Here is a 24,995-nt window from a genome sequence, read left to right as displayed (position 1 = left end):
TCAACTCAAAGGAGGAGTTTCCGGCCTGATTTCACTGGCAAACTGGCGAAAATCGCAGCATCAAGGACAGCACTATGAAACTTGCCGCCGTTGCGCTGGCGCTAATGCCCGGCATTGCCATCGCCTCATCATGGACGTCTCAAGGACTTCCCACCTTCGAAGCGGAAGGTACGGGTAAATTCGTCAGCCATGCAGCGTTGACGAAGGGTACCCGTCCTTTAACCCTGAATTTTGACCAACAGTGCTGGCAGCCTGCTGATGCGATAAAACTCAACCAGATGCTGTCGCTAAAACCTTGTGAAGGCGCGCCGCCACAGTGGCGTTTATTCAAAGACGGCGATTACACGCTGGAAATCGATACCCGCTCCGGTACGCCGACGCTGATGCTGTTGGTAAAAAGTGCTAAGGACACCGTCACCACCCAGATTCGCCAATGCCCGAAATGGGACGGTTCACCATTAACGCTGGACGTGAGCCAGACCTTCCCGGAAGGTGCCGTGGTGCGTGATTTCTACAGCCAGCAAACGGCAACGGTAAAAAACGGGTCGATTACCCTACAGCCCGCCGCAACCAGTAACGGGCTGTTGCTACTGGAACGGGCGGAAACCGATGCCCCCACAGCTTTCGACTGGCATAACGCCACGGTGTATTTCGTCCTGACGGACCGCTTTGTGAATGGCGATCCGAGTAACGACCACAGCTATGGGCGTCGCAACGACGGCATGCAGGAAATTGGCACGTTCCACGGTGGCGATTTGCGCGGGCTCGCCAGCAAACTCGACTACCTGCAACAGTTAGGCGTCAACGCCCTGTGGATCAGCGCGCCGTTTGAGCAAATCCACGGCTGGGTCGGCGGTGGCTCCAAAGGGGACTTCCCCCACTACGCTTACCACGGCTACTACACCCAGGACTGGACCACGCTTGACGCCAATATGGGAAACGAAGCGGACCTGCGTGCGCTGGTTGATGGCGCACACCAGCGCGGCATCCGTGTCTTGTTTGATGTGGTGATGAACCATACCGGCTACGCCACGCTGGCGGATATGCAGGAGTATCAGTTTGGGGCACTGTACCTATCGGGCGATGAACTGAAAAAAACGCTCGGGGAACGCTGGACGGACTGGCAGCCATCCGCCGGGCAAAGCTGGCACAGTTTCAATGATTACATCAACTTTAGCGATAAAGCTGGCTGGGAAAAATGGTGGGGGAAAAACTGGGTCCGCACCGATATTGGCGATTACGACAATCCTGGCTTTGACGACCTGACGATGTCGCTGGCCTTCCTGCCCGATCTGAAAACCGAATCCACCACGCCTTCCGGGCTGCCAAACTTTTATCAGCACAAGCCGGATACGCACGCCAAAGCCATCGCCGGTTACACGCCCCGGGATTATCTGACGCACTGGCTCAGTCAGTGGGTGCGTGATTATGGAATTGACGGATTTCGGGTCGACACCGCTAAACACGTCGAGCTTCCCGCCTGGCAGCAGCTAAAAACACAAGCCAGCGCGGCGCTGGTCGAATGGAAGAAAGCCAATCCGGAAAAAGCGCTGGATGATAACCCCTTCTGGATGACTGGCGAGGCCTGGGGTCACGGTGTGATGCAAAGCGACTATTACCGTCACGGCTTCGATGCGATGATCAATTTCGACTACCAGGAGCAGGCGGCAAAGGCCGTTGATTGTCTGGCAAATATGGACCCCACCTGGCAGCAGATGGCGGATAAATTGCAGGACTTCAACGTCCTGAGCTATCTCTCCTCGCACGATACACGTCTGTTCCGCGAAGGTGGAGACAAAGCCGCCGAGCTATTGCTGCTGGCACCTGGCGCGGTTCAACTCTTTTATGGCGACGAGTCGGACCGCCCCTTTGGCCCAACCGGCTCAGACCCATTACAGGGTACGCGCTCAGAGATGAACTGGCAGGATGTGACCGGGAAATCTGCCGCCAGCGTCGCCCACTGGCAGCGAATCAGTCAGTTCAGGGCCAGACATCCCGCCATTGGCGCCGGTAAACAAATCACGCTGCCGCTGACGCAGGGATACGGATTTATTCGTGAGCATGGCGACGATAAGGTGATGGTGGTATGGGCCGGTCAGCCCTGATCCCGGCAGGCTTCTCGCTGTGCACGCAGCGGGAAGCCTTACTCAACATTAAAAACCAGCCAAATAAAAATCAGTAGCACAAAATCTCAATCCGGCCTGATACCCCTGATTTGCACCCTGCCATGGGTAGCGCTATGGTTAGCCACTTTATTACTCAGTTCGACAGACCACCTGCTATGACATTCTCACTTTTTGGCGACAAATTTACCCGCCATTCAGGCATCACACGCCTGATGGAGGACCTTAACGACGGTTTACGCACCCCAGGCGCCATCATGCTCGGTGGCGGCAATCCGGCGCAAATTCCAGAGATGCAAAATTACTTTCAGTCTCTGCTGGCAGATATGCTGGAAAACGGCAAAGCCACTGATGCGCTTTGCAATTACGATGGTCCACAAGGTAAAACCGAGCTGCTGACTGAGCTGGCGAAACTGCTACGTGAGAAGCAGGGTTGGGATATCGAGCCACAAAATATTGCACTGACAAATGGCAGTCAGAGCGCGTTTTTCTACTTATTCAATCTGTTCGCCGGACGCCGCGCCGACGGAACAACGCAAAAAGTGTTGTTCCCGTTAGCTCCGGAATACATTGGCTATGCTGATTCCGGGCTGGAAGAGGATCTTTTTGTCTCCGCGCGTCCAAACATCGAACTGTTACCAGAAGGTCAGTTTAAGTATCACGTTGATTTTGAACACCTGCACATCGGTGAAGAGACGGGCATGATCTGCGTGTCACGTCCGACAAATCCGACAGGCAACGTGATCACCGATGAAGAGCTGATGAAGCTGGACCGGCTGGCCAACCAGCATGGGATCCCGCTGGTGATTGATAACGCCTATGGCGTACCGTTCCCCGGCATCATCTTTAGCGAAGCGCGCCCGCTGTGGAATCCCAACATTGTGCTGTGCATGAGCCTTTCCAAGCTGGGTCTGCCAGGCTCCCGCTGCGGCATCATTATCGCGAATGAAAAAATCATCACCGCCATCACCAACATGAACGGCATTATCAGCCTCGCGCCTGGCGGAATGGGCCCGGCAATCATGTGCGAAATGATTAAGCGCAACGACCTTCTGCGCCTGTCCGAGACGGTGATCAAGCCGTTTTATTATCAGCGCGTTCAGGAGACGATTGCGATCATTCGCCGCTATTTATCTGAAGATCGGTGCCTTATTCATAAACCGGAGGGCGCGATTTTCCTGTGGTTATGGTTCAAAGATTTGCCTATCAGCACCGAACTGTTGTATCAGCGTCTGAAAGCGCGCGGCGTGCTCATGGTTCCCGGTGACTACTTCTTCCCGGGTCTGGATAAACCCTGGCCGCATACCCATCAGTGTATGCGGATGAACTACGTGCCAGAACCGGAGAAAATCGAAGCTGGAGTGAAGATTCTGGCTGAAGAGATCGAACGCGCCTGGCAGGAAGGCTAACGCAAGTCCCGACCTAACCACAGGTCGGGACTCACATTACTGTGGAAGTGAACACAGACGCTGGCGCTGAATACTGACGGCATCTATACACTGCAACGCGCTGGTCGGGCAGGCTTCGACACACGCGGGTCCCGCATCACGGTGCCAGCATAAATCGCATTTTATCGCCTGCACCCGTGACGAGCGGGCGACGACATTCATTGCCCCAAACGGGCAGGCCAGCATACAACTTTTACAGCCAATACAACGCGTCTGTTCAACGAAGATATGCCCATGTTCACGACGAATTGCGTGCGTCGGGCAGACATTTGCACAGGGAGCGTCCTCGCATTGATGGCAGGCGACTGCCGTCGTAAAGGCGTCGTCTTTGATCACGCGGATGCGCGGGGTAAACGCAGTGGAAGAGACCGACGCGCAGTCCTGGTTTTGCTGGTGCGCGACGACGCAAGCAACTTCGCAGGTACGACACCCAATACATTTTGCCGCATCCGCCATAATAAACTCGTTCATTGCTCCCTCCGTCTGCGTGAAAACCACAGAGTGCCAGAGAGGTTGCCCCTGACGCCTTGATCGGACAGGGGAAACGGTTAAATATTGTCAGGTGCCTGAACAACTATGGCGATCCGCCTAATCGCGAACGGTAAAGCCCAGCTCATTGGAAATCGCCTGCGCGGTTTCCCGTAGCGGCTTGAGTAGATTTTTTTCCCCTATCTGCTTAAGTCGCGAAGTAGAGAGTGAAATTGACACCGCGTACGGCACCCGACCATGAATATCAAACACCGGTACAGCAATACAGGAAACGCCCAGTTCGTTCTCTTCACGATCCATCGCCATACTGCTTTCGCGGATCTGCGCCAATTCGTCGTACATCGCCGGCAAACCGGTAATGGTATTGCGGGTCAGCGGCTGAATAAGATCCTGATGGCTCTCCCAATAAGATTCCACATAATCCGCATGTCCAAACGCCATGTAAATTTTACCCATCGCGGAGCAATACAGCGGCATATGTTGACCGATATAAGCGCGGGTACGCAGCATGCCCGTCGTCGGTTCCAGCTTATAAATCAGAATCGCGTGGTCATCTTCACGGCTTGAGAAGTTGATTGTTTCACCCGTGGCAATATTCAACGCTTCGAGGTGCGGTGCGGCAACATGGATGATATTCAGTGAGGATAGTGCCTTCTGACCCACGGCGATAAATTTAGTGGTTAACCTATAGCTACCCGCAGCAGGTGCAGGCGTGACATATCCGCAGGACTGCAGCCCTTGCAGGAGTCGATGCACAGTACTTTTGTTCAGCCCGGCCAGTTCAGACAGATGGGCCAGTGGGCACCCATTCGGATAGTTACTCAGAATCTCAATCAACATTAAACCACGGAACAGGCTCTGACTTCCGGCTGGCCTCTCTTTGTCTTGCGTCATTTCACTCTCTTTTGTGCCCATCGCTTCCGCTCCCCTTTTCGTCGCGCTCTGATGGTAGCGCAAAGTGTGTTTCAGTTCACGATCTGAACCGAAAAAACACAACTATTTGATTTTGATGATTTTAAAAAATAGACCACCCCGTTGATCTGTCAAAATTTGATCGCTATATTTGAAATCAGATTTCGCATAGTGAAATTTAGAGATAAAAAAGCGATCAAATTTAAACAAGGAAACAGGAATGAAAGTCACTTTTGAGCAGTTGAAAGATGCGTTCAAGCGGGTACTGCTGGCACGCGGTATTGCCGTTGAAACCGCCGATGCCTGTGCCGAAATGTTTGCGCGCACCACCGAGTCCGGCGTTTATTCGCACGGTGTGAATCGTTTTCCTCGTTTTATTCAGCAACTGGATAACGGCGACATCATTCCTGAGGCCAAACCGCAACGCATTACCAGCCTGGGGGCGATTGAACAATGGGATGCCCAGCGTTCGATCGGCAACCTGACGGCGAAAAAGATGATGGACAGAGCCATTGAGCTGGCCTCCGATCACGGTATTGGCCTGGTCGCACTGCGTAACGCCAACCACTGGATGCGCGGCGGTAGCTATGGCTGGCAGGCGGCGGAGAAAGGTTACATCGGTATCTGCTGGACTAACTCGATTGCCGTCATGCCACCGTGGGGTTCGAAAGAGTGCCGCATTGGTACTAACCCGCTGATCGTCGCGATCCCCTCATCACCAATCACCATGGTTGATATGTCGATGTCGATGTTCTCCTACGGCATGCTGGAAGTGAATCGCCTGGCCGGTCGCCAACTGCCGGTAGATGGTGGCTTTGATGATGAAGGCAATCTCACCAAAGAGCCGGGCGTTATCGAAAAAAACCGCCGCATTTTGCCAATGGGCTACTGGAAAGGTTCAGGTCTGTCGATTGTGCTGGATATGATTGCCACCCTGCTTTCTGATGGCTCCTCCGTTGCGGAAGTCACCCAGGATAACAGCGATGAATATGGCGTTTCACAGATTTTTATCGCCATTGAAGTGGATAAGCTGATCGACGGTGCCACCCGCGATGCCAAGCTACAGCGGATTATGGATTTCATCACTACCGCCGAACGCGCAGATGAAAACACGCCTGTCCGTCTGCCGGGCCACGAGTTTACAAAGCTACTGGAAGAAAATCGCCGGAACGGTATCACCGTTGACGACAGCGTCTGGGCAAAAATTCAGGCCCTGTAAGGAGCAACACCATGATCTTCGGACATATTGCTCAACCTAACCCATGCCGTTTGCCCGCTGCGATTGAAAGGGCGCTCGACTTTCTGCGCACCACAGATTTTCAAAAACTGGAGCCGGGCGTGGTGGAGATCGACGGTAAAAATATCTTCGCGCAAATTATCGATTTAACCACCCGTGACGTTGCCGAAAATCGTCCTGAGGTGCATCGCCGCTATCTGGATATTCAGTTTCTGGCCTGGGGTGAAGAGAAAATCGGGATCGCCATTGATACCGGGAATAACCAAACCAGTGAATCGTTATTAGAACAGCGCGATATTATTTTTTATCACGCCAGCGAAAATGAATCTTTCATTGAAATGATTCCGGGAAGTTATGCCATATTTTTCCCGCAGGATGTTCACCGCCCTGCATGTCATAAAACTGTCGCCACGCCGATCCGTAAAATAGTTGTGAAGGTCGCTATTTCAGTTTTATAAAAAGGAGCACAACATGAGCGTTAATAATGCCGGTTATATTATCGGTGCGTACCCCTGTGCACCCTCATTTCACCAAAAGAGTGAAGAGGAAGAGAAGGATTTCTGGCGACAACTCGCCGATACCCCGGATATTCGCGGACTGGAGCAGCCCTGCCTTGAACATCTTCACCCGTTAGGCGACGAATGGTTATTACGTCATACACCGGGCGACTGGCAAATCGTGGTCACAGCTATAATGGAAACCATGCGCCGTCGTGGCGCAAACAGCGCTTTTGGGCTGGCTTCCAGCGACGAAGAACAACGTAAAGCCTGCGTGGCGTATTACCGTCATCTGCAGCAGAAAATCAACCATATCAATGCGTCCCACGCCGGAAAAGTGATTGCGCTGGAGCTGCATGCCGCCCCCCGTGCCAGCAATCCAGATGTTGCGCAGGCCACCGACGCATTCGCCCGTTCGCTTAAAGAGATAGCCAATTGGGACTGGTCCTGCGATCTGGTGCTTGAACATTGTGATGCCATGACCGGTATTGCGCCGCGCAAAGGTTTTCTGCCGTTGGACAACGTGCTGGAGGTCATTGCCGGGTATGACATCAGCGTGTGCATTAACTGGGCGCGATCGGCCATTGAAGGACGGAACCTCACCCTACCGCTGACCCACACGCAGCAGGCCCAACGGGCTGGAAAACTGGGCGCACTGATGTTTTCCGGTACCACGCTTGCGGGGGAATACGGCGAGTGGCAGGACTTACACGCACCGTTTGCCCCTTTCTGTCCAGAAGGTTTGATGGCCACAGAGCATGCCCGCGAATTATTCGCCTGCGCAGGAACCGAGCCATTGCAATTTGCCGGCATTAAATTACTGGAAATAAATGCCAATGCAGATGTGGCTCATCGTGTAGCAATATTGCGCGACGGTATCGCCGCATTAAATAAAGCAAAACTATAAAAATAAAATACTACTCTACGAGAATATTAATATGAACATGACCTCTCGCCCTACACTTCAAGATATACCCCGTCAGCGCTGGCTACGGATTATTCCACCTATTCTCATCGCCTGTATTATTTCTTATATGGACCGCGTCAATATCGCATTCGCGATGCCCGGCGGAATGGATGAGGAATTAGGTATTTCCGCCACCATGGCCGGTCTGGCCGGTGGTATTTTCTTTATCGGCTATCTGTTTTTACAGGTTCCCGGCGGAAAAATTGCCGTACACGGCAGCGGCAAGAAATTTATCGGCTGGTCGTTGGTTGCCTGGGCGGTCATTTCCGTTTTGACGGGGTTGATCACGAATCAGTATCAACTGCTGGTTTTGCGCTTCTTACTCGGCGTTGCCGAAGGCGGCATGCTGCCGGTCGTGCTGACGATGATCAGTAATTGGTTCCCCGATGCCGAACGCGGTCGCGCCAATGCGATTGTGATTATGTTTGTGCCGATTGCCGGGATCATTACCGCCCCGCTCTCGGGTTGGATCATCACCGTGCTCGACTGGCGCTGGCTGTTTATCATTGAAGGTTTACTGTCTGTCGTCGTCCTGGTGCTGTGGGCCTATACCGTTTACGACCGTCCGCAGGAAGCGCGCTGGATCTCTGACGCCGAGAAAAATTACCTGGTGGAAACGCTGGCCGCCGAGCAAAAAGCCATTGCCGGAACCGAAGTCAAAAATGCCTCTCTGGGCGCAGTACTTTCCGATAAAACTATGTGGCAGCTAATCGCGCTGAACTTCTTCTATCAGACCGGGATTTACGGTTACACCCTGTGGCTGCCGACCATTCTCAAAGAGTTGACTCACAGCAGCATGGGGCAGGTCGGCATGCTCGCCATTCTGCCTTACGTCGGCGCAATTGCCGGGATGTTCCTGTTCTCTTCTCTCTCTGACCGCACCGGTAAACGCAAGCTGTTCGTCTGCCTGCCGCTGATTGGCTTTGCCCTGTGCATGTTCCTCTCTGTGGCGCTGAAAAATAACGTCTGGCTGGCTTATGCCGCGCTGGTCGGCTGCGGATTCTTCCTGCAATCGGCTGCGGGCGTGTTCTGGACTATTCCGGCGCGTTTGTTCAGCGCGGAAATGGCCGGTGGCGCACGTGGGGTCATCAACGCTCTCGGCAACCTCGGTGGCTTTTGCGGTCCTTACGCGGTCGGCGTACTCATCACCCTGTACAGCAAAGATGCGGGCGTTTACTGCCTGGCAATTTCACTGGCTCTGGCCGCGCTGATGGCCCTGCTGCTGCCAGCGAAATGCGATGCCGGCGCCGCGCCGCTAAATACACTGAATCCACATAAACGTACAGCTTAAAACAATGCCCGGTGGCGCTTCGCTTACCGGGCCTACAGGTAGCAACCGTCGTAGGCCGGATAAGCGCAGCGCCATCCGGCAAAAATGAGATAACAAAGATGAGTGAGAAAGCGACCTTCTGGCTGGGTATTGATTGCGGCGGTACATATCTGAAAGCAGGTTTGTATGATGCCAAAGGTCACGAGCAGGGAATTAACCGGCAATCGCTGCAGACAATATCGCCATTACCCGGGTACGCCGAACGCGATATGCACCAACTGTGGCAACAGTGCGTCGCGACCATTGCCGGGCTGTTAAAGCGTACAGGTGTCTGCGGCGAGCAAATCAAAGGTGTCGGTATATCCGCTCAGGGCAAAGGCCTGTTCCTACTTGATAAGCAAGATAAGCCGCTAGGTAATGCCATTCTCTCTTCTGACCGACGTGCGATGGACATCGTACAGCGCTGGCAGCAGGATGGGATCCCTGAGCAGCTCTACCCGGTCACCCGCCAGACATTGTGGACCGGGCATCCGGCATCGCTCCTACGCTGGGTGAAAGAGAACACCCCTCAGCGCTACGCGCAAATTGGTAGCGTCATGATGGGTCATGACTACCTGCGCTGGTGCTTAACCGGCGTCAAAGGCTGCGAAGAGAGCAATATCTCCGAGTCGAACCTCTACAACATGACCACGGGTCAGTACGACCCGAAGCTGACTCAGTGGCTGGGTATCAGTGAAATCGACCATGCCCTGCCCCCCATCGTGGGGTCAGCAGAAATATGCGGGGAAATCACCGCCCAGACAGCCGCCATCACCGGTCTGGCGGCGGGTACGCCCGTCGTCGGCGGTCTGTTTGATGTGGTTTCCACCGCACTCTGCGCCGGTATCGAAGATGAGCACACCCTTAACGCGGTGATGGGAACGTGGGCTGTCACCAGCGGGATCGCTCACGGCCTGCGCGACCACGAGCCTCATCCCTATGTTTATGGCCGCTATGTGAATGACGGGCAGTACATCGTTCATGAAGCCAGTCCGACCTCCTCCGGCAATCTGGAATGGTTTACCGCTCAGTGGGGTGAGCTCTCTTTTGATGAAATTAATCAGGCCGTTGCTAGCTTACCGAAAGCCGGTAGCGCGCTTTTCTTCCTGCCCTTTTTGTACGGCAGTAACGCCGGGCTGGAGATGACCAGCGGCTTTTATGGCATGCAGGCTATACACACTCGCGCCCACTTATTACAGGCCATCTACGAAGGCGTGGTTTTCAGCCACATGACCCACCTGAACCGCATGCGTGAACGTTTTACGCAGGCACATACCCTGCGCGTCACCGGAGGTCCGGCGCACTCCGACATCTGGATGCAAATGCTGGCAGACGTCAGCGGCTTACGTATCGAGCTGCCACAGATTGAAGAGACCGGCTGCTTTGGCGCAGCACTCGCCGCCCGCGTAGGCACCGGCGTTTATCACAATTTCAGCGGCGCGCAGCGCAGCTTACAGCACCCAGTGCGCACACTGCTGCCAGACGCCGCCGCGCATGCGAGCTACCAGCGCAAATACCGCCAATACCAGAATTTAATTACCGCACTACAGGGCTATCACGCCCGCATTAAGGAGCATGAATGATGAGTCGACCATTACTGCAACTGGCGCTCGACCACACCAACCTGCAGGCAGCCCAGCGCGATGTCGCACTGCTACAAGAAAGTGTCGATATCGTTGAAGCGGGAACGATTCTCTGCTTAACCGAAGGCCTTAGCGCCGTCAAAGCGCTGCGCGCCCAGTGCCCAAATAAAATCATCGTCGCCGACTGGAAGGTAGCCGATGCGGGCGAAACCCTTGCACAGCAAGCGTTTGGTGCTGGCGCTAACTGGATGACCATCATCTGCGCTGCGCCGCTGGCGACGGTAGAGAAAGGCCATGGCGTCGCGCAGTCCTGCGGCGGCGAAATTCAGATGGAACTGTTCGGCAACTGGACGCTGGATGACGCCCGTGACTGGTATCACGTTGGGGTTCGCCAGGCGATTTACCATCGGGGGCGCGATGCCCAGGCCAGCGGGCAACAGTGGGGAGAAGCGGATCTGGCGCGCATGAAAGCGCTTTCCGATATCGGTCTGGAGTTGTCGATTACCGGCGGGATTACGCCCGCCGACCTGCCGCTGTTTCGCGATATCAACGTCAAAGCCTTTATCGCCGGACGCGCGCTGGCTGGGGCGCAAAACCCAACGCAGGTTGCCGCTGAATTCCATGCGCAAATCGACGCCATCTGGGGAGCACAGTATGCGTAATCATCCGTTAGGTATCTATGAAAAAGCGCTGGCGAAAGACCTATCCTGGCCGGAGCGTTTGGTGCTGGCGAAAAGCTGCGGTTTTGATTTCGTCGAGATGTCGGTGGATGAAACCGATGAACGTCTGTCGCGTCTCGACTGGAGCCCCGCTCAGCGCGCATCGCTGGTGAGCGCGATGCTGGAAACCGGCGTGGCAATCCCCTCAATGTGCCTGTCCGCCCACCGCCGTTTTCCCTTTGGCAGCCGCGATGAATCAGTCCGCGTTCGGGCGCGCGACATCATGACCAAAGCTATTCGTCTGGCGCGCGATCTCGGTATTCGCACCATTCAACTGGCAGGTTACGACGTCTATTACGAGGAACATGACGAAGGTACGCAGCAGCGCTTTGCCGAAGGGCTGGCATGGGCAGTCGAGCAAGCCGCCGCCGCGCAGGTCATGCTTGCGGTAGAAATTATGGATACCGCTTTTATGAACTCGATTAGCAAGTGGAAAAAGTGGGACGAAATGCTGTCATCGCCGTGGTTCACCGTCTATCCGGACGTAGGCAATCTCAGCGCCTGGGGAAATGACGTCACTGCCGAATTGACGCTGGGCATCGACCGTATCGCCGCTATCCACCTGAAAGACACGCTACCGGTAACCGAAACCCATCCGGGCCAGTTTCGCGATGTGCCTTTTGGCGAAGGGTGCGTGGACTTTGTCGGTATCTTTAAAACGCTGCATGAGCTGAACTATCGCGGATCGTTTCTGATTGAAATGTGGACTGAAAAAGCGAATGAGCCGGTACTGGAAATTATCCAGGCGCGACGCTGGATAGAAGCACGTATGCAGGAAGGAGGATTTCCATGTTAGAACAACTGAAGGCCGAGGTGCTGGCGGCCAATCTGGCGCTTCCGGCTCATGGTTTAGTCACCTTTACCTGGGGTAACGTCAGCGCGGTGGATGAAACGCGTAAGCTGATGGTGATTAAGCCGTCCGGCGTGGAATATAACGTGATGGCCGCCGACGATATGGTGGTGGTGGATATTGCCAGCGGCAATGTGGTTGAAGGCAGTAAAAAACCCTCCTCAGACACGCCAACCCATCTGGCGCTGTACCGTCGCTACCCTGAAATCGGTGGGATCGTCCACACCCATTCACGCCACGCGACGATCTGGTCACAGGCGGGTCTTGATCTCCCGGCATGGGGCACCACACATGCCGATTATTTCTATGGTTCTATTCCGTGTACTCGTCTGATGACCGTTGAGGAGATTAACGGCGAATATGAATATCAAACCGGTGAGGTCATTATTCAGACCTTTGAGCAACGCGATCTTAATCCGCTGCAGGTTCCGGCGGTATTAGTGCATTCACACGGTCCGTTCGCCTGGGGTAAAGATGCCGCAGACGCCGTACATAACGCGGTGGTGCTCGAAGAGTGCGCCTACATGGGGCTGTTCTCGCGCCAGTTAGCCCCTCAGTTGCCGGATATGCAGTCGGAGTTGCTGGATAAACACTATCTGCGCAAACACGGCGTGAATGCGTATTACGGGCAGTAACGGGTCAGGCGCTATTAATATGCTCTTTGCAATAGCGCCGTTTCCACGCCGCGGGTGTCAGGCTGGTATGCTTGCGAAAGATTTTGCGAAAGTAACCCACATCATTAAATCCACATTTTATCGCCACTTCGGTAAGCGACAGCGAGCCACTGATCAACAGTTTTTCTGCCGCCCTTACCCGCTGGCGATGCAATGCTTCAGTTAGCGTCAGCCTGAAAGCGCTACGGAATACACGCCCCAGATAATCCGCATTGCAATACAGTTCTTTCGCCAGAGTTGAAGCACTAATCGGCAGGTGGAACTGGGTGTGGATTATTTGTTGCGCTTTCCATGCCAGCGCATTACCGGGGCTATCTGCGGGTTGCTCGCTAGCCGCCGCGGAGATTTGCTGCAAAATCAGCAGTAGGATCAGTTCCAACGCAACGCTGCGATGAATATTTTCCTGCACGCGTAAGAACTTGCGAAACAGCGAAATGCGTATCTGGGTAAACGAGTAGTAACTGAAGGCGTGCCGGATGACGATGCTTCGAGTCTTATCCGGTCTATCACATTGAAAAGATTGCCCTCCTCCCTGAGGACAAACGGGTGAGAATCAGAAACGCCAGGTCAGACCGGACATAAAGGTAAAGCTGTCATCACGGTCAACCATCGGGCTATTTTTAATATCATCTGGCAGCGCACTATAGTTGGCGCTGGCCAGCAGCGTCAGATTGCTGGTCAATGCGTATTTAGCGGACAGGCCAACATACGGTGTCCAGCTATCGCCAGGGGAGTAGCTTGATAACCCACTACGGCGGGATTCATTGCCAGAGATGCCGTAGTAATATTCGTTGAAGTTTTCGTCATAGTAGAGCACGCCAATCGCCGGCGTCAGCGTCAGCTTGCCCATCGGCATTTGGCGAAACAGAGACATTTCCCCAACCCAACCGTTGCTGTTGTCCAGCACATCCGCTGCTGCGGAGACTTTCACGCTGCCCCATTTCTCATGGTGATACCATGCAGCACCCGCCATCGCGGTTGCGTCACGCTTGTTCAGTTGCTTCATCGCTTGATCGTCGTTATCACCCGGATCAAACTCAAGCGGCATGTACGAGGCAGTAATGCTAAATTCATTACTTTCATTTTTTGAAAGAATATAACCTAACGTTGTTTGCCTAAAATAAAATGATTCACTTTCATAACTGACAAGCGGTACTGCGTGAACGTTATCATTATATCCACGATAAGGAGATTCGTTATATACAGCGCCGCCGCCAATAGAAAATTCTGCGGCAGTTGCGCTCGCCATAAATGAAAAGGCGAATAGCGCCACAATATTGCGTTTAATTAACATGCCCACATTCCATTTTAAAATAAGATACAAAACGCGTGCATAATAATGCTTACAATTTCATCGGTGCAAGATTCATATTTATATAGTAATATATACAAACATATATATATTGGGTTTGGCGATGAACAAATTACAACTCAAACACCGGGAACTGAAGATTATTTCAGTAATTGCTGCCAGTGAAAACATCAGTCATGCCGCTACGGTTCTCGGCATCGCACAAGCCAACGTTAGTAAGTACCTTGCTGATTTTGAATCAAAAGTTGGACTAAAGGTATTTGATCGCACCACTCGACAGCTCACCCTCACGCCGTTTGGTACGGCGCTGCTTCCTTACATCAATGACATGTTGGACAGAAACGATCAGCTCAATAATTTCATTGCTGATTATAAGCACGAAAAACGTGGCCGGGTAACCGTATATGCACCGACGGGCATAATTGCTTATTTATCGCAACATGTGATCGCAAAAATTCAGGATATCGGTGGAATTAGCCTCTCACTTAAAACATGTAACCTGGAACGAAAGGCATTTTTTGAAGGTGTCGACTTCCCTGAAGATTGTGATATTTTAATCACCTATGCGCATCCTAAAGATGAATCTCTGGTTGCCAGTTTCATTACCAAATATGCGGTGACGGCTTTTGCCAGCCCTGAGTATATCAAAGCACATCCTATTAGTAGCCCTGATGAACTGGAAGAACATTCCTGTATCCTGATTGATTCCATGATGATAGATGAGGCTAATATCTGGCGTTTCACTTCTGCCGGAGGCAAGGAGATGCACGATTATCGGGTGACCGGAAATTATGTCTGCGACAATACGCAGTCTGCACTGGCGCTGGCACGTAACCATCTGGGCATTGTTTTTGCGCCAAATGCGAGTATCCAAAAAGATATTGAATCCGGGTCGCTGGTTCCATGTTTCTCAGAACAACATGAATGGTGGCTGGATTTGGTGGTGATTTTCCGCAAACGTGAATATCAGCCATGGCGGGTACAGTTTATTCTTGATGAGATGTTGGCAGAGCTCCGCCAGCAACTTACTCAGGCGCTGGAACAGCAGCCTGAGTAAGCGAAAGTAGGTTACCAGGTTCAAAATGGTAAGCAAAATAGCCTGCGCCTAGTGATCGAGATACAGATAATGCACCCAACTGGTCATACGCAGCAGAACCTTACGCATCACTGACACATGGGTGAAGTGATCAGAATAAACCGCGACCTGCGCATAAATCCCATCAGGCAGAGCGTTCACATCCACATTATCATTCAGCTCAATCGTGGCGATCACCCCTTCCGATCCGGGCGTAGAATTTAAGGATTGCAGCGACCCATTCGACTGGTATGTCCCCCCCGGTACGGCCGGACTGATGGCAGCCAGTTTGCCGCTGAAAACCTTACCTGGCAGGGCGTTAAACACCACTTCAGCTTCATCGCCTGGCTCCAATCGCAGCAACGAGTTTTGCCGGAACTGGGCGATAATTTGCCGTTTTTGATCCGGAATAAACACCATCACCGGACGCATAGGCAGCGCGGCGGCATAGGTTCCCGGTCGCATCAGCACCTGCGTAACGTAACCATCGCTGGGCGCGCGAACCACTGTCTGGTCCAGGTTGAACTCCGCTTCGGCTAACTGCGCTTTCAGGCTGGCAATTTGCGAATTCTCACCCTGCACCAGGCTGTCTAACTGACTCTGGATTTGCTGTTGTTCCGCAACGGAGGACTTCACTGCTGCTTCCTGCGCCAAATAGTTTTGCCGCGCCGCATCGATATCGCGTTCAGAAAAAGGATTGACCTTCGCCTGACTCCCCTGCGCATAGCGCTGGTAATCTTTAGCTAGCTTGTCACGCGTAGCCTTTGCCCGCTGCGTGTTGGCTTGCATTTCGTCTAACTGCGCTACCAGCACCTGCTCTTTATGTTGTGCGGTGACAATATCAGCTTTCAGGCGATCAACTCGTGCCTGATAACGTCCCGGATTAAGTTTAAACAGTACCTCACCTTTTTTGATCAGCGTATTCTTCTTGTCCGTCACTTCCGTCACGACCCCCGTGACCTGCGGTACTACGGGAATAGAAATTACTGCCTTTTGTGCCTTAAATGTATACGGATGGTTATAATTCATCAGTAATATAAGCCCGCAAACAATGAATATACCGCCCAATGCTGCAGTGGGTACTGTCCATTTATTGGCAGGAATTTTAAAAATCTTAAATATTGACCATGCGCACGCCACATAGGTCAGAACGATCAATAAATCCATCGATATTACTCCGCCGGAGAGGTCTTCGCCTCACCCAGTTTCTTTTCCAGATCGGCAACCCTGGCCTGCAACTGGATCAGGGAAGAATCCGCGCTTTGCATACCCCACCCGCGTTCCGGGCGATAAAGCGTTGCCCAGATCCATAAAAAGGGCCACATGACATGTAAGGTAAACAAACTCACCCAGCCCGCGACATGTATTGCGTCAGCATGAGGATGGTTACGTTTCTTTGCAATGAGATAGGGAATATCATGCAGAATAATAATCCCGTAAAAAATGACCAGGAATACAAAAATAAGCACTCCTAATGCAAAATAATTAAGGAACATATTTGCCTCAGGGATTTAAATTGAAAATTCGGCTGCAATTTGATTTACACAATAGAGTTGATAATAGTAGTGGAATGACCAGATTGGATGCAATCGTCTTATTTATATAACGATATATGGGTTTATATATAACTGCAGAATAAAGATATGCCCGGCGCAAAACCGGGCAATAAGTGATGAGAAATTAAAATAGTCCCAGCGGTTTATCTGAGTAGCTCACCAGCAGACATTTGGTTTGCTGATAATGCTCGAGCATCATCTTATGCGTCTCGCGCCCGATGCCCGACTGCTTATAGCCACCGAATGCCGCATGGGCCGGGTAAGCATGGTAACAGTTGGTCCATACACGCCCCGCCTGAATCCCACGGCCCATCTTGTACGCCAGATTTCCGTTACGGCTCCAGACACCAGCGCCAAGCCCATATTGGGTGTCATTGGCGATTTCCAGCGCCTCTTCCATAGTTTTAAAGGTCGTGACGGCCAGCACAGGCCCGAAGATCTCTTCCTGGAAAACCCGCATGTTGTTCTTGCCAAACAGAATGGTTGGTTCGAGGTAATAACCTTCTTTTAAGTCGCCATCCAGTTGCTTGCGCCGCCCGCCGGTGAGAACATCAGCCCCTTCTTTCTTACCAATATCGATGTAATTCAAAATGGTTTCCAGTTGACCATGCGAGACCTGCGCACCCATTTGCGTCACGCTGTCTAACGGGTTGCCGCTGCGAATACTCTCCACCCGGCGAATAGCTCTTTCCATAAAACGTTCGTAAATAGATTCCTGTACTAACGCACGGCTCGGACAGGTACACACTTCACCCTGATTGAAGGCAAACAGCGCGAAACCTTCCAGCGCTTTGTCAAAAAAAGCATCCTCTTCATCCATCACATCAGCGAAGAAGATATTGGGCGATTTCCCACCCAGCTCCAGCGTGACGGGAATAATGTTCTGCGTAGCGTATTGCATGATCTGCTGCCCAACTTCCGTGGAGCCGGTAAACGCCACTTTCGCAATGCGTTTAGACGTCGCCAGATACTCACCGATTTCCCCACCCGCACCGTTTACCACGTTTACCACGCCTGGCGGGAGCAGATCGCCGATGACTTCCATCAGCAACAGCACGGACAGCGGCGTGAGGCGCGCGGGTTTAAGCACGACGCAGTTACCCGCCGCCAGCGCGGGCGCCATCTTCCAGCTGGCCATCAGCAACGGGAAATTCCACGGGATAATTTGCCCTACCACGCCAAGAGGTTCATGGAAGTGATAAGCCACGGTCTCGCTATCAACCTCGCTTATACCCCCTTCCTGCGCACGAATACAGGAAGCGAAATAGCGGAAATGGTCAATCGCCAGCGGAACATCTGCCGCGCTGGTTTCGCGGATGGGCTTACCGTTATCCCAGGTTTCTGCCGTCGCCAGCAGTTCCAGGTTTTGCTCCATACGATCGGCGATTTTGAACAGTATCGCCGCCCTGTCCTGCACGGATGTCTGCGCCCACTTGTCTTTTACTTTGTGCGCGGCATCCAGTGCCAGATCGATATCCTTTTTGCCGGAAGAGGCCACTTCGCACAGTAATTGCCCGGTTACCGGCGTCAGGTTTTGGTAATACTCGCCGTCCACCGGGGCAACCCAGTCACCGCCGATAAAGTTATCGTATCGGGCTTTTAACTTCAGAGGGTAACCATACTCGCCGGGATAAATACGCGTTGAAGGGGGGTTATTGGTCATGACCGTCTCCTTGCTGTAGGGGTACTACAAGGGTAGACGGGGCTGGCGAATTATTCGCCAGCCATTTACTGCTTTACGACAGGTATCACGAATTACATGGCTGCGCGATAAATCACCATGATTTCTTCATGAGTCGCCTGAATCGGGTTAGTGAAACCGCAGGCATCTTTCAGAGCATTGGTCGCCAGTACGGCAATATCCTCTTCCTTTACGTTCAACTCACGCAGACCGGCCGGGATATTCACTTTCTGCGCCAGTTCGCGGATCGCCGCGATGCAGGCTTCCGCACCTTGCTCTGCGCTCAAGCCAGCAACGTCCACGCCCATTGCCGCAGCGCAATCACGCAGGCGAGCGGCAGCCACTTTGCTATTGAAAACCTGCACATGCGGCAGCAGCACTGCGTTACATACACCGTGCGGCAGATCGTAGAAGCCACCCAACTGGTGCGCCATTGCGTGCACATAACCAAGAGAAGCGTTGTTAAAAGCCATGCCCGCGAGGAACTGCGCGTAAGCCATGGCTTCGCGCGCCTGAGCATTGCTGCCCTCTGCAACGGCGACCGGCAGGTTTTCCGCAATCATGGTGACAGCTTTCAACGCGCACGCATCGGTAATCGGCGTTGCAGCAATAGACACGTAGGCTTCAATGGCGTGGGTCAGCGCATCCATACCGGTTGCCGCTGTCAGGGACTTCGGCATGCCGACCATCAGCGAGGAGTCATTAACGGACAGCAGCGGCGTAACATGCTTATCCACAATCGCCATTTTAATGTGGCGTACTTCATCGGTAATGATGCAGAAACGGGTCATTTCAGATGCCGTGCCCGCGGTGGTGTTAATGGCGATCATCGGCAGCTGTGGTTTTGCAGAACGGTCCACACCTTCGTAATCGCGAATATCGCCGCCGTTAGCCGCCACCAGCGCAATGCCCTTCGCACAATCGTGCGGAGAACCGCCGCCGAGGGAAATAACGCTATCACATTCGTTTTCTTTCAGTATATGCAGGCCAGCAGCGACGTTACTGGTCGTGGGATTAGGATGCGTACCGTCGAAAATTACGCTGAAAATATCACGTTCCTGTAATGCTTTTTGAATCTCGCCAGCCATACCTAATTTTGTCAGCATGGCATCCGTGACAATCAGCGTACGACGAAAACCATATTCCGCCATTGTATTCATTGCGTCTTTTAATGAATCAGCGCCAATTATATTCACGGAAGGAATAAAAAATGTTGAAGCAGTCATTGTACGATCCTTAATTACTCTAAAGAGTCAGGAAGCATACGAGTGAAATATCCAACAAAATATGATCGTGGTTGTTATTTTAATAACACCCACAATTAAAAAGCACATTAGGTTCATAATCTAATGTGCTTATTTCAATCAATATTGATTTTGTATTAATTCATTTAATTCCTGAATTAATTGTTTCATTACTTTTCGGGAAACAGCAAAGCATCGCGTAATAAATGATCATTTCCCCGGCGACGCGTAAAACCAATGCGGTCAAAATATTCCAGAATCTGGATAGCCAATTTGCGTCCAACGTTAAGCCTGTCGCGGAAATCGGCAGCACAGGTCGATCCTTTCTCCTGATCCAGTTCGCGGATCATATTGGCAAAGGCCACAATCCGATCGTTACGGTAATAGCGATCTTTGACGATCGCGGTGATGATGCCTTGCTGCGCTGCTTGTCGTAACGCCACACGCATCATCTGCTCATCTGTGCCCGTCTGTTTTGCCAAATCGCGCACCCACCACGGCTCATCGCCAAAAAGCGGTTCTGCTTTTTGCCAGATAGCCTGCTGCTCTTCGCTGAAACCGGCCTTATGATCCGGCAAATGCAGCCAGCCATGATGGCTATGGATGGCGCCGCTCTCACGCATCTTTTCAATCAGCAGCAGGACCAACGCTTCGTCTTCCATCGGCAAAGCCATACGGCGCAGGCGTTCTCGCCCTGGTCCTGGTTCATCACGGTGCTGCTCGTGGTACGTTGCCAGCGTATCAAGGACTTTCCGCTGCCAGCGCGCTGCAACGGCAGCATTCAACAGACTGTATCCCGCCTGAATAAAGCCATGCAGCTCAATCAACGGACGCATACCGTTGCCGTTGAGCTGACGCGCCCAGGCGAAGTCAGGAATATTCACCGCCCCGCGCGTCAGATGCAGCGCCAGAGCTTCGCCGTCACTCTGTACCTTCTCCAGCGCTGCCAGCCACTGCAAATATTCCGGCTTACGCTTCCCGCGACGCGGCGGATTGAGCGTTACCACACGCGCGCCAGCCAGCGTCGTGCGGGCCGAAATATCGCGTAGCACCAGACGGTCGTTATCGGCGAGCCAGAGCGGTGTATCAAACACCAGTTCCGCCAGCGTCCCTTCAAGCAGCGAGATTCTCCCGGTGACGTGGCTGGCCGCGTGGTGAATATGCAGCGGTTGCCACTGCATCAGCGGCGCGGCATGCTCTAAAGAGACAATCACGCGGGTAAACGCCTCTGGCGGTGCATCGGAGAGCAGCCAGTCGCCGCGGTTAAGCTCTTCTTTTTGTGCATCACCGGCAATATTCAGCGCAATACGTTGCCCCGCCTGCGCGCGATCGGTGGCCTGATTTTGCGCATGCAAGCTACGTACGCGCATCGGTTTGTTGACGCCCGTGAGCCACAGCGTGTCACCAACAGTCACTTCACCGCTAAGCGCCGTCCCGGTCACCACCAGACCCGCGCCTTTGACCGTAAAGGCACGGTCAATCGCCAGGCGAAAGTTGCGATCGCGGGCATGCTCGCGCGACGTTAATTGCTGTAAATGATCGCGCAGTTCTTCGATTCCACGACCTTCACTGGCAGCCGTCACGAACAGAACCGCATCGGCGAATCCATAGTTCTCAAGCGCAGTATGCACCTCAGTACGTACCGCGTTGATGCGATCGTCATCCACGCGATCGGCTTTCGTGAGCGCCACGGTGATCTGCGGATTGCCCGTCAGTTGCAGAATTTGCAAATGCTCACGCGTTTGCGCCATCACGCCGTCATCACACGCCACCACCAGCAGCGCATGGTCGATCCCGCCGACACCCGCCAGCATGTTGGACAAAAACTTTTCGTGTCCGGGAACATCGATAAATCCCAGAATCCTTCCGTCCGGCTGCGGCCAGTAGGCATAACCGAGATCGATGGTCATGCCGCGCTTTTTTTCTTCCGGCAAACGGTCGGCATTCACGCCGGTAATCGCCTGTAATAACGTTGTTTTTCCGTGGTCAACGTGTCCGGCGGTTGCAATAATCATTTCAGCATCATCTCCATAAACCGGGTCTCGTCCTCAAGGCAGCGCAGATCCAGCCATAAGCGACCATCATAAATTCGCCCAATGATCGGCACGGGCAGCGCACGCCAACGGGCGGCCAGTGCTTCGAGGCGGCTACCGCGCCCGTCATGTGGAGTAAAGGTTAATGCCGCGCTGGGCAGCCTATCAACAGGTAGCGAACCGCTGCCTATCTGCGATAAACAAGGCATAACGTTCAGGGCGAATTCGTCGCCGTAATGATCAGCAAGCCGTGCCTGTAATTGTTGTGCCTGCGCGTGGACAGCCTCCTGCGAGCGGGTGAGCTGGCGTAACGTCGGCAACTTCGCTGCCAGCGCTTCCGGGTGCAGGTAGAGCCGCAGCGTCGCTTCCAGCGCAGCCAGCGTCATTTTATCAGCCCGTAATGCACGTTTCAGCGGATGGCTCTGTAAGCGCGCGATCATCTCTTTTTTACCGACAATAATCCCTGCCTGCGGCCCTCCCAGTAATTTATCGCCAGAGAAGCTCACCAGGCTAACGCCAGCTGCAATCAGCTGTTGCGGCATCGGCTCCTGCGGTAATCCATACTGGCTGAGATCAACCAGCGAGCCGCTGCCGAGATCCGCCACTACCGGAACATCCAGCTCCTTGCCAATAGTGGCCAGCTCTGCCTCATCCACCGACTTCGTAAAGCCTTCGATGCTGTAATTACTGGTATGCACTTTCATCAGCAGACCGGTGTTTTCATTTACCGCCTGACGATAATCTTTCGTGTGGGTCCGGTTGGTGGTACCCACTTCGCGCAGAATACATCCGGCCTGACACATCACGTCCGGAATACGAAATGCGCCGCCAATTTCTACCAGTTCTCCGCGTGAAACGACCACCTCTTTGCCGTTAGCCGTGGCCGCCAGCATCAGCAAAACCGCTGCCGCGTTGTTATTGACGATACAGGCGTCTTCCGCCCCCGTCAGACGGCAGAGTAAATCCGCCAGGGCCCGATCCCGATGTCCACGCCCGGCATCATCCAGGCTGTATTCCAGCGTCACTGGCGTGCGCATCGCCTGCACCACCGCCTCGATCGCTTCTTCGGCCTGCGATGCGCGACCAAGATTGGTATGCAGCACCGTTCCGGTCAGGTTAATCACCGGACGCAGCGCACTTTGCGATTCTCGTTCCAGCCGGGCGCAGGCCTCTTGCGCCCAGTCCTCACACCATGCCGGGAGCGCGTGCGTGTCGCGAATAGCTTCTCTGGCTTCGTCGAGCATGTGACGCAGCAGGTCAACCACCCGGGTATGACCGTGAGACTCACGTAAGGCTGGGAAGGCGCTATCGCGCAATAAACGATCGATAGCAGGAAGCTGGCTGTAGAGTGAACGCATGTCGGTTGTCATGAAAGGGCCTGGCTGTTGGTGGCCCTCTCCACCGTGGAGAGGGATATCGATATAGGAAGGATTGTACCGTGACTTTGCTCAGGCGAGTATAATGTGTATCAAGCCTTTGGCGGTTCCGTACGGGCAAAACTTTCGCGTTGAAAGAGCGTTTCCACCAGTTTGACCAGATGCGGGCGATCAACACACCAGCCGGGCGCAACCCGACGGAAATTGAGATAACCGACGGCACAGGCAATCGCAATGGTGGCCAGGTTAACCGTATCCGTTTTCAGCGTCCCCTCCGCCAGATAACCTTCCAGCATATCCAGACTACGGGTAATCTTCTCCCGCTGGCGTAACAGTTCGGTTTCTGACTGCTGCGCGGCGGGGCGAGCCTGTTCGCGTACTGAGACTAAACCGGCATCCATAATGCCATCGGCCAGCGCTTCCAACTGGCGTACCTTCAGCGCCGCCAGTGGTTCACGCGGCAGCATCGCTGGCGCAATATCCAGCAGTTCTATGTATTCCCCGATGATCGGAGAGTCAAACCAGTACTCGCCCTCATCGGTAACCAACGCGGGCACTTTTCCTAACGGGTTATAGCGTGCCACGCCGTTATCTGCGTTATAGGGGAGTTCATTCACAAATTCGAAGGTGATACCCTTTTCCAGTAACAGAATAGAAATTTTACGCACAAAAGGGCTGGTATAGCTGCCAATGAGTTTCATGCCGGGTCCTTTTTGCCAACAAAAATATCAGTATGGCTCAGGTCAGTGCAAATGGCAGGTGATGACGGTCTCAATGATCCAAATAAAGGTAATGCATCCAACTGGTCATGCGCAGCAGCACTTTACGCATCACTGAAACGTGAGCGAAATGGTCGGAATAGACCGCCACCTGGGCATAGATACCGTCCGGCAGCGCATCCACATCGGCATTGGGAGCCAGCTCAATCGTGGCCAGCACGCCATCGGTACCCGGCACCACCGTTAAGGACTGTAATGCTCCCTGCGCCTGATAAGAACCGCCCGGAACAACCGGCAGAATGCTGGTGAGCTTGCCGGAGAATACCTGGCCTGGCAGCGCGTTGAAGACCACTTCCGCTTCATCACCCGGTTTAAGGCGCAGCAACGAATTCTGGCGGAATTGCGCCACGATTTGCCGTTTTTGTTCCGGAATAAATACCATCACCGGGCGTAGAGGCAGCGCGGCGGCATAGGTCCCGGGCCGGATAAGCACCTGTGTTACATAACCGTTGCTGGGCGCACGTACGATAGTCTGTTCAAGATTGTATTTGGCTTCAGCGAGCTGGGCGCGCAGAGACGCAACCTGAGATTGCTCTCCATTGACCATACTGTCTAACTGGCTCTGAATCTGCGTCTGTTCAGCAACGGAGCCTTTGACCAGCGCATCCTGCGCCAGGTAGTTTTGCCGGGCATTGTCGATGTCGCTTTCAGAGAATGGATTAACCTTCGCCTGACTACCCTTCAAATAGCGTTGATAATCTTTATACAGGCGATCTCGTTCAGCGGAAACGCGGGTGGTATTGGCTACGGCTTCAGACAGCTGCGCTTTCATATTGTCGATGTTGTGCGTAGCGGTCACCAGGTCGGCCTGCAGCCTGTCGACCCGCGCCTGATAACGAACGGGATCGAGTTTAAATAACACCTCGCCTTTTTTAATCAGCTGATTATTTTTATCTGTCACTTCACTAACAATTCCGGTGACCTGTGGGGTAACAGGAATTGAAATAACCGCCTTTTGCGCCGTAAAGGTATACGGGTGGTTATAGTTCATTAATAAAATCAGTCCCGCCACAATAAACACCCCACCTAATGCGGCGGTAGCAAGCGTCCATTGATTTACCGGAATACGGAATATTTTAAAAATGGCCCAGGCGAATGCCACATAGGTCAGGACAATCAACAAGTCCATGA

At 53.2% G+C, this 24,995-nt stretch carries 22 protein-coding genes and 1 pseudogene; 11 read left to right on the top strand and 12 right to left on the bottom strand.

The window, feature by feature from the left end; genetic code table 11:
* The first annotated feature begins 74 nt into the window (after positions 1-74).
* Together malS and avtA are read left to right on the top strand one after the other, a co-directional pair.
* A complete protein-coding gene (malS, locus tag HV311_RS00875) occupies positions 75-2,105 on the top strand; it encodes an alpha-amylase (RefSeq protein ID WP_191220613.1) in 2,031 nt (676 codons plus the stop codon).
* Between the two features lie 176 nt (positions 2,106-2,281).
* Complete coding sequence (gene avtA / locus HV311_RS00870) at positions 2,282-3,532, top strand: valine--pyruvate transaminase (protein ID WP_032931931.1); 1,251 nt, start codon at positions 2,282-2,284, stop codon at positions 3,530-3,532.
* A 36-nt stretch (positions 3,533-3,568) separates the two neighbouring features.
* Here the strand turns inward: avtA and HV311_RS00865 are convergent, their stop codons facing one another.
* Positions 3,569-4,042, bottom strand: coding sequence for a 4Fe-4S dicluster domain-containing protein (locus tag HV311_RS00865; protein WP_053388707.1), 474 nt, complete (start codon positions 4,040-4,042; stop codon positions 3,569-3,571).
* A gap of 117 nt (positions 4,043-4,159) precedes the next feature.
* Positions 4,160-4,975 (bottom strand): IclR family transcriptional regulator YiaJ, encoded by an 816-nt coding sequence (gene yiaJ, locus HV311_RS00860; RefSeq protein ID WP_016154934.1) that lies wholly within the window; start codon positions 4,973-4,975, stop codon positions 4,160-4,162.
* 217 nt (positions 4,976-5,192) lie between these two features.
* On the opposite strand from yiaJ, the gene yiaK reads away from it, so the two are divergent.
* From yiaK to araD, 8 genes are all read left to right on the top strand, one after another.
* The gene (gene yiaK, locus HV311_RS00855; RefSeq protein ID WP_016154935.1) at positions 5,193-6,191 is read left to right on the top strand and encodes a 3-dehydro-L-gulonate 2-dehydrogenase; all 999 of its coding nucleotides are present in this window, start codon (positions 5,193-5,195) and stop codon (positions 6,189-6,191) included.
* A gap of 11 nt (positions 6,192-6,202) precedes the next feature.
* Positions 6,203-6,667, top strand: coding sequence for a YhcH/YjgK/YiaL family protein (locus HV311_RS00850; protein ID WP_049042778.1), 465 nt, complete (start codon positions 6,203-6,205; stop codon positions 6,665-6,667).
* Positions 6,668-6,680: 13 nt separating this feature from the next.
* Complete coding sequence (locus HV311_RS00845; protein ID WP_191220612.1) at positions 6,681-7,613, top strand: DUF4862 family protein; 933 nt, start codon at positions 6,681-6,683, stop codon at positions 7,611-7,613.
* A 31-nt stretch (positions 7,614-7,644) separates the two neighbouring features.
* Positions 7,645-8,964: an MFS transporter gene (locus tag HV311_RS00840; protein WP_016154938.1), complete on the top strand. Its 1,320-nt coding sequence runs from the start codon at positions 7,645-7,647 to the stop codon at positions 8,962-8,964.
* A gap of 98 nt (positions 8,965-9,062) precedes the next feature.
* The gene (locus HV311_RS00835) at positions 9,063-10,565 is read left to right on the top strand and encodes an FGGY-family carbohydrate kinase (protein ID WP_191220611.1); all 1,503 of its coding nucleotides are present in this window, start codon (positions 9,063-9,065) and stop codon (positions 10,563-10,565) included.
* Positions 10,565-11,227, top strand: coding sequence for a 3-keto-L-gulonate-6-phosphate decarboxylase UlaD (gene ulaD / locus HV311_RS00830; protein WP_047359027.1), 663 nt, complete (start codon positions 10,565-10,567; stop codon positions 11,225-11,227). Before HV311_RS00835 ends, ulaD begins: the two co-directional genes overlap by 1 nt.
* A complete protein-coding gene (locus HV311_RS00825; protein WP_047415838.1) occupies positions 11,220-12,080 on the top strand; it encodes an L-ribulose-5-phosphate 3-epimerase in 861 nt (286 codons plus the stop codon). The genes ulaD and HV311_RS00825 overlap by 8 nt, the downstream gene beginning before the upstream one ends.
* A complete protein-coding gene (gene araD / locus HV311_RS00820; protein WP_016154942.1) occupies positions 12,074-12,769 on the top strand; it encodes an L-ribulose-5-phosphate 4-epimerase in 696 nt (231 codons plus the stop codon). The genes HV311_RS00825 and araD overlap by 7 nt, the downstream gene beginning before the upstream one ends.
* 4 nt (positions 12,770-12,773) lie before the next feature.
* Here araD and HV311_RS00815 read toward each other — a convergent pair.
* Both HV311_RS00815 and HV311_RS00810 read right to left on the bottom strand, forming a co-directional pair.
* Positions 12,774-13,253: pseudogene (locus HV311_RS00815) on the bottom strand (helix-turn-helix domain-containing protein); the annotation flags it as partial.
* 108 nt (positions 13,254-13,361) lie between these two features.
* Positions 13,362-14,102 (bottom strand): MipA/OmpV family protein, encoded by a 741-nt coding sequence (locus HV311_RS00810; protein WP_016154944.1) that lies wholly within the window; start codon positions 14,100-14,102, stop codon positions 13,362-13,364.
* A gap of 121 nt (positions 14,103-14,223) precedes the next feature.
* Here HV311_RS00810 and HV311_RS00805 point away from each other — a divergent pair, with 121 nt between their 5' ends.
* Positions 14,224-15,177: a LysR family transcriptional regulator gene (locus tag HV311_RS00805; RefSeq protein ID WP_047501322.1), complete on the top strand. Its 954-nt coding sequence runs from the start codon at positions 14,224-14,226 to the stop codon at positions 15,175-15,177.
* Positions 15,178-15,225: 48 nt separating this feature from the next.
* On the opposite strand, the gene HV311_RS00800 is transcribed toward HV311_RS00805, so the two are convergent.
* The 8 genes from HV311_RS00800 to HV311_RS00765 all read right to left on the bottom strand — a co-directional run bounded on the left by HV311_RS00800 (position 15,226) and on the right by HV311_RS00765 (position 24,993).
* Positions 15,226-16,362, bottom strand: coding sequence for an HlyD family secretion protein (locus HV311_RS00800; protein ID WP_191220610.1), 1,137 nt, complete (start codon positions 16,360-16,362; stop codon positions 15,226-15,228).
* A 5-nt stretch (positions 16,363-16,367) separates the two neighbouring features.
* Positions 16,368-16,691, bottom strand: a complete 324-nt coding sequence (locus HV311_RS00795; RefSeq protein WP_016154947.1) for a DUF3302 domain-containing protein — start codon at positions 16,689-16,691, stop codon at positions 16,368-16,370.
* A 184-nt stretch (positions 16,692-16,875) separates the two neighbouring features.
* Entirely contained in the window at positions 16,876-18,414 is a 1,539-nt protein-coding gene (aldB, locus tag HV311_RS00790; RefSeq protein WP_019078065.1) for an aldehyde dehydrogenase AldB, read from the bottom strand.
* A 92-nt stretch (positions 18,415-18,506) separates the two neighbouring features.
* Positions 18,507-19,658: an L-threonine dehydrogenase gene (gene yiaY, locus HV311_RS00785; protein WP_191220609.1), complete on the bottom strand. Its 1,152-nt coding sequence runs from the start codon at positions 19,656-19,658 to the stop codon at positions 18,507-18,509.
* A 188-nt stretch (positions 19,659-19,846) separates the two neighbouring features.
* Positions 19,847-21,691: a selenocysteine-specific translation elongation factor gene (gene selB / locus HV311_RS00780; protein WP_191220608.1), complete on the bottom strand. Its 1,845-nt coding sequence runs from the start codon at positions 21,689-21,691 to the stop codon at positions 19,847-19,849.
* Positions 21,688-23,079: an L-seryl-tRNA(Sec) selenium transferase gene (selA, locus tag HV311_RS00775; RefSeq protein WP_016154951.1), complete on the bottom strand. Its 1,392-nt coding sequence runs from the start codon at positions 23,077-23,079 to the stop codon at positions 21,688-21,690. Before selA ends, selB begins: the two co-directional genes overlap by 4 nt.
* Before the next feature lie 98 nt (positions 23,080-23,177).
* Entirely contained in the window at positions 23,178-23,786 is a 609-nt protein-coding gene (locus HV311_RS00770; RefSeq protein ID WP_191220607.1) for a glutathione S-transferase, read from the bottom strand.
* Between the two features lie 70 nt (positions 23,787-23,856).
* Positions 23,857-24,993 (bottom strand): HlyD family secretion protein, encoded by a 1,137-nt coding sequence (locus HV311_RS00765; protein WP_016157740.1) that lies wholly within the window; start codon positions 24,991-24,993, stop codon positions 23,857-23,859.
* Positions 24,994-24,995 lie beyond the last annotated feature (2 nt).

The organism is Citrobacter sp. RHBSTW-00881 (genome assembly GCF_013728515.1).
Classification (GTDB): Bacteria; Pseudomonadota; Gammaproteobacteria; order Enterobacterales; family Enterobacteriaceae; genus Citrobacter; species Citrobacter braakii.
Note: the sequence above shows the minus strand (reverse complement) of the source record. Positions and strands in the feature narration are given on the sequence as shown.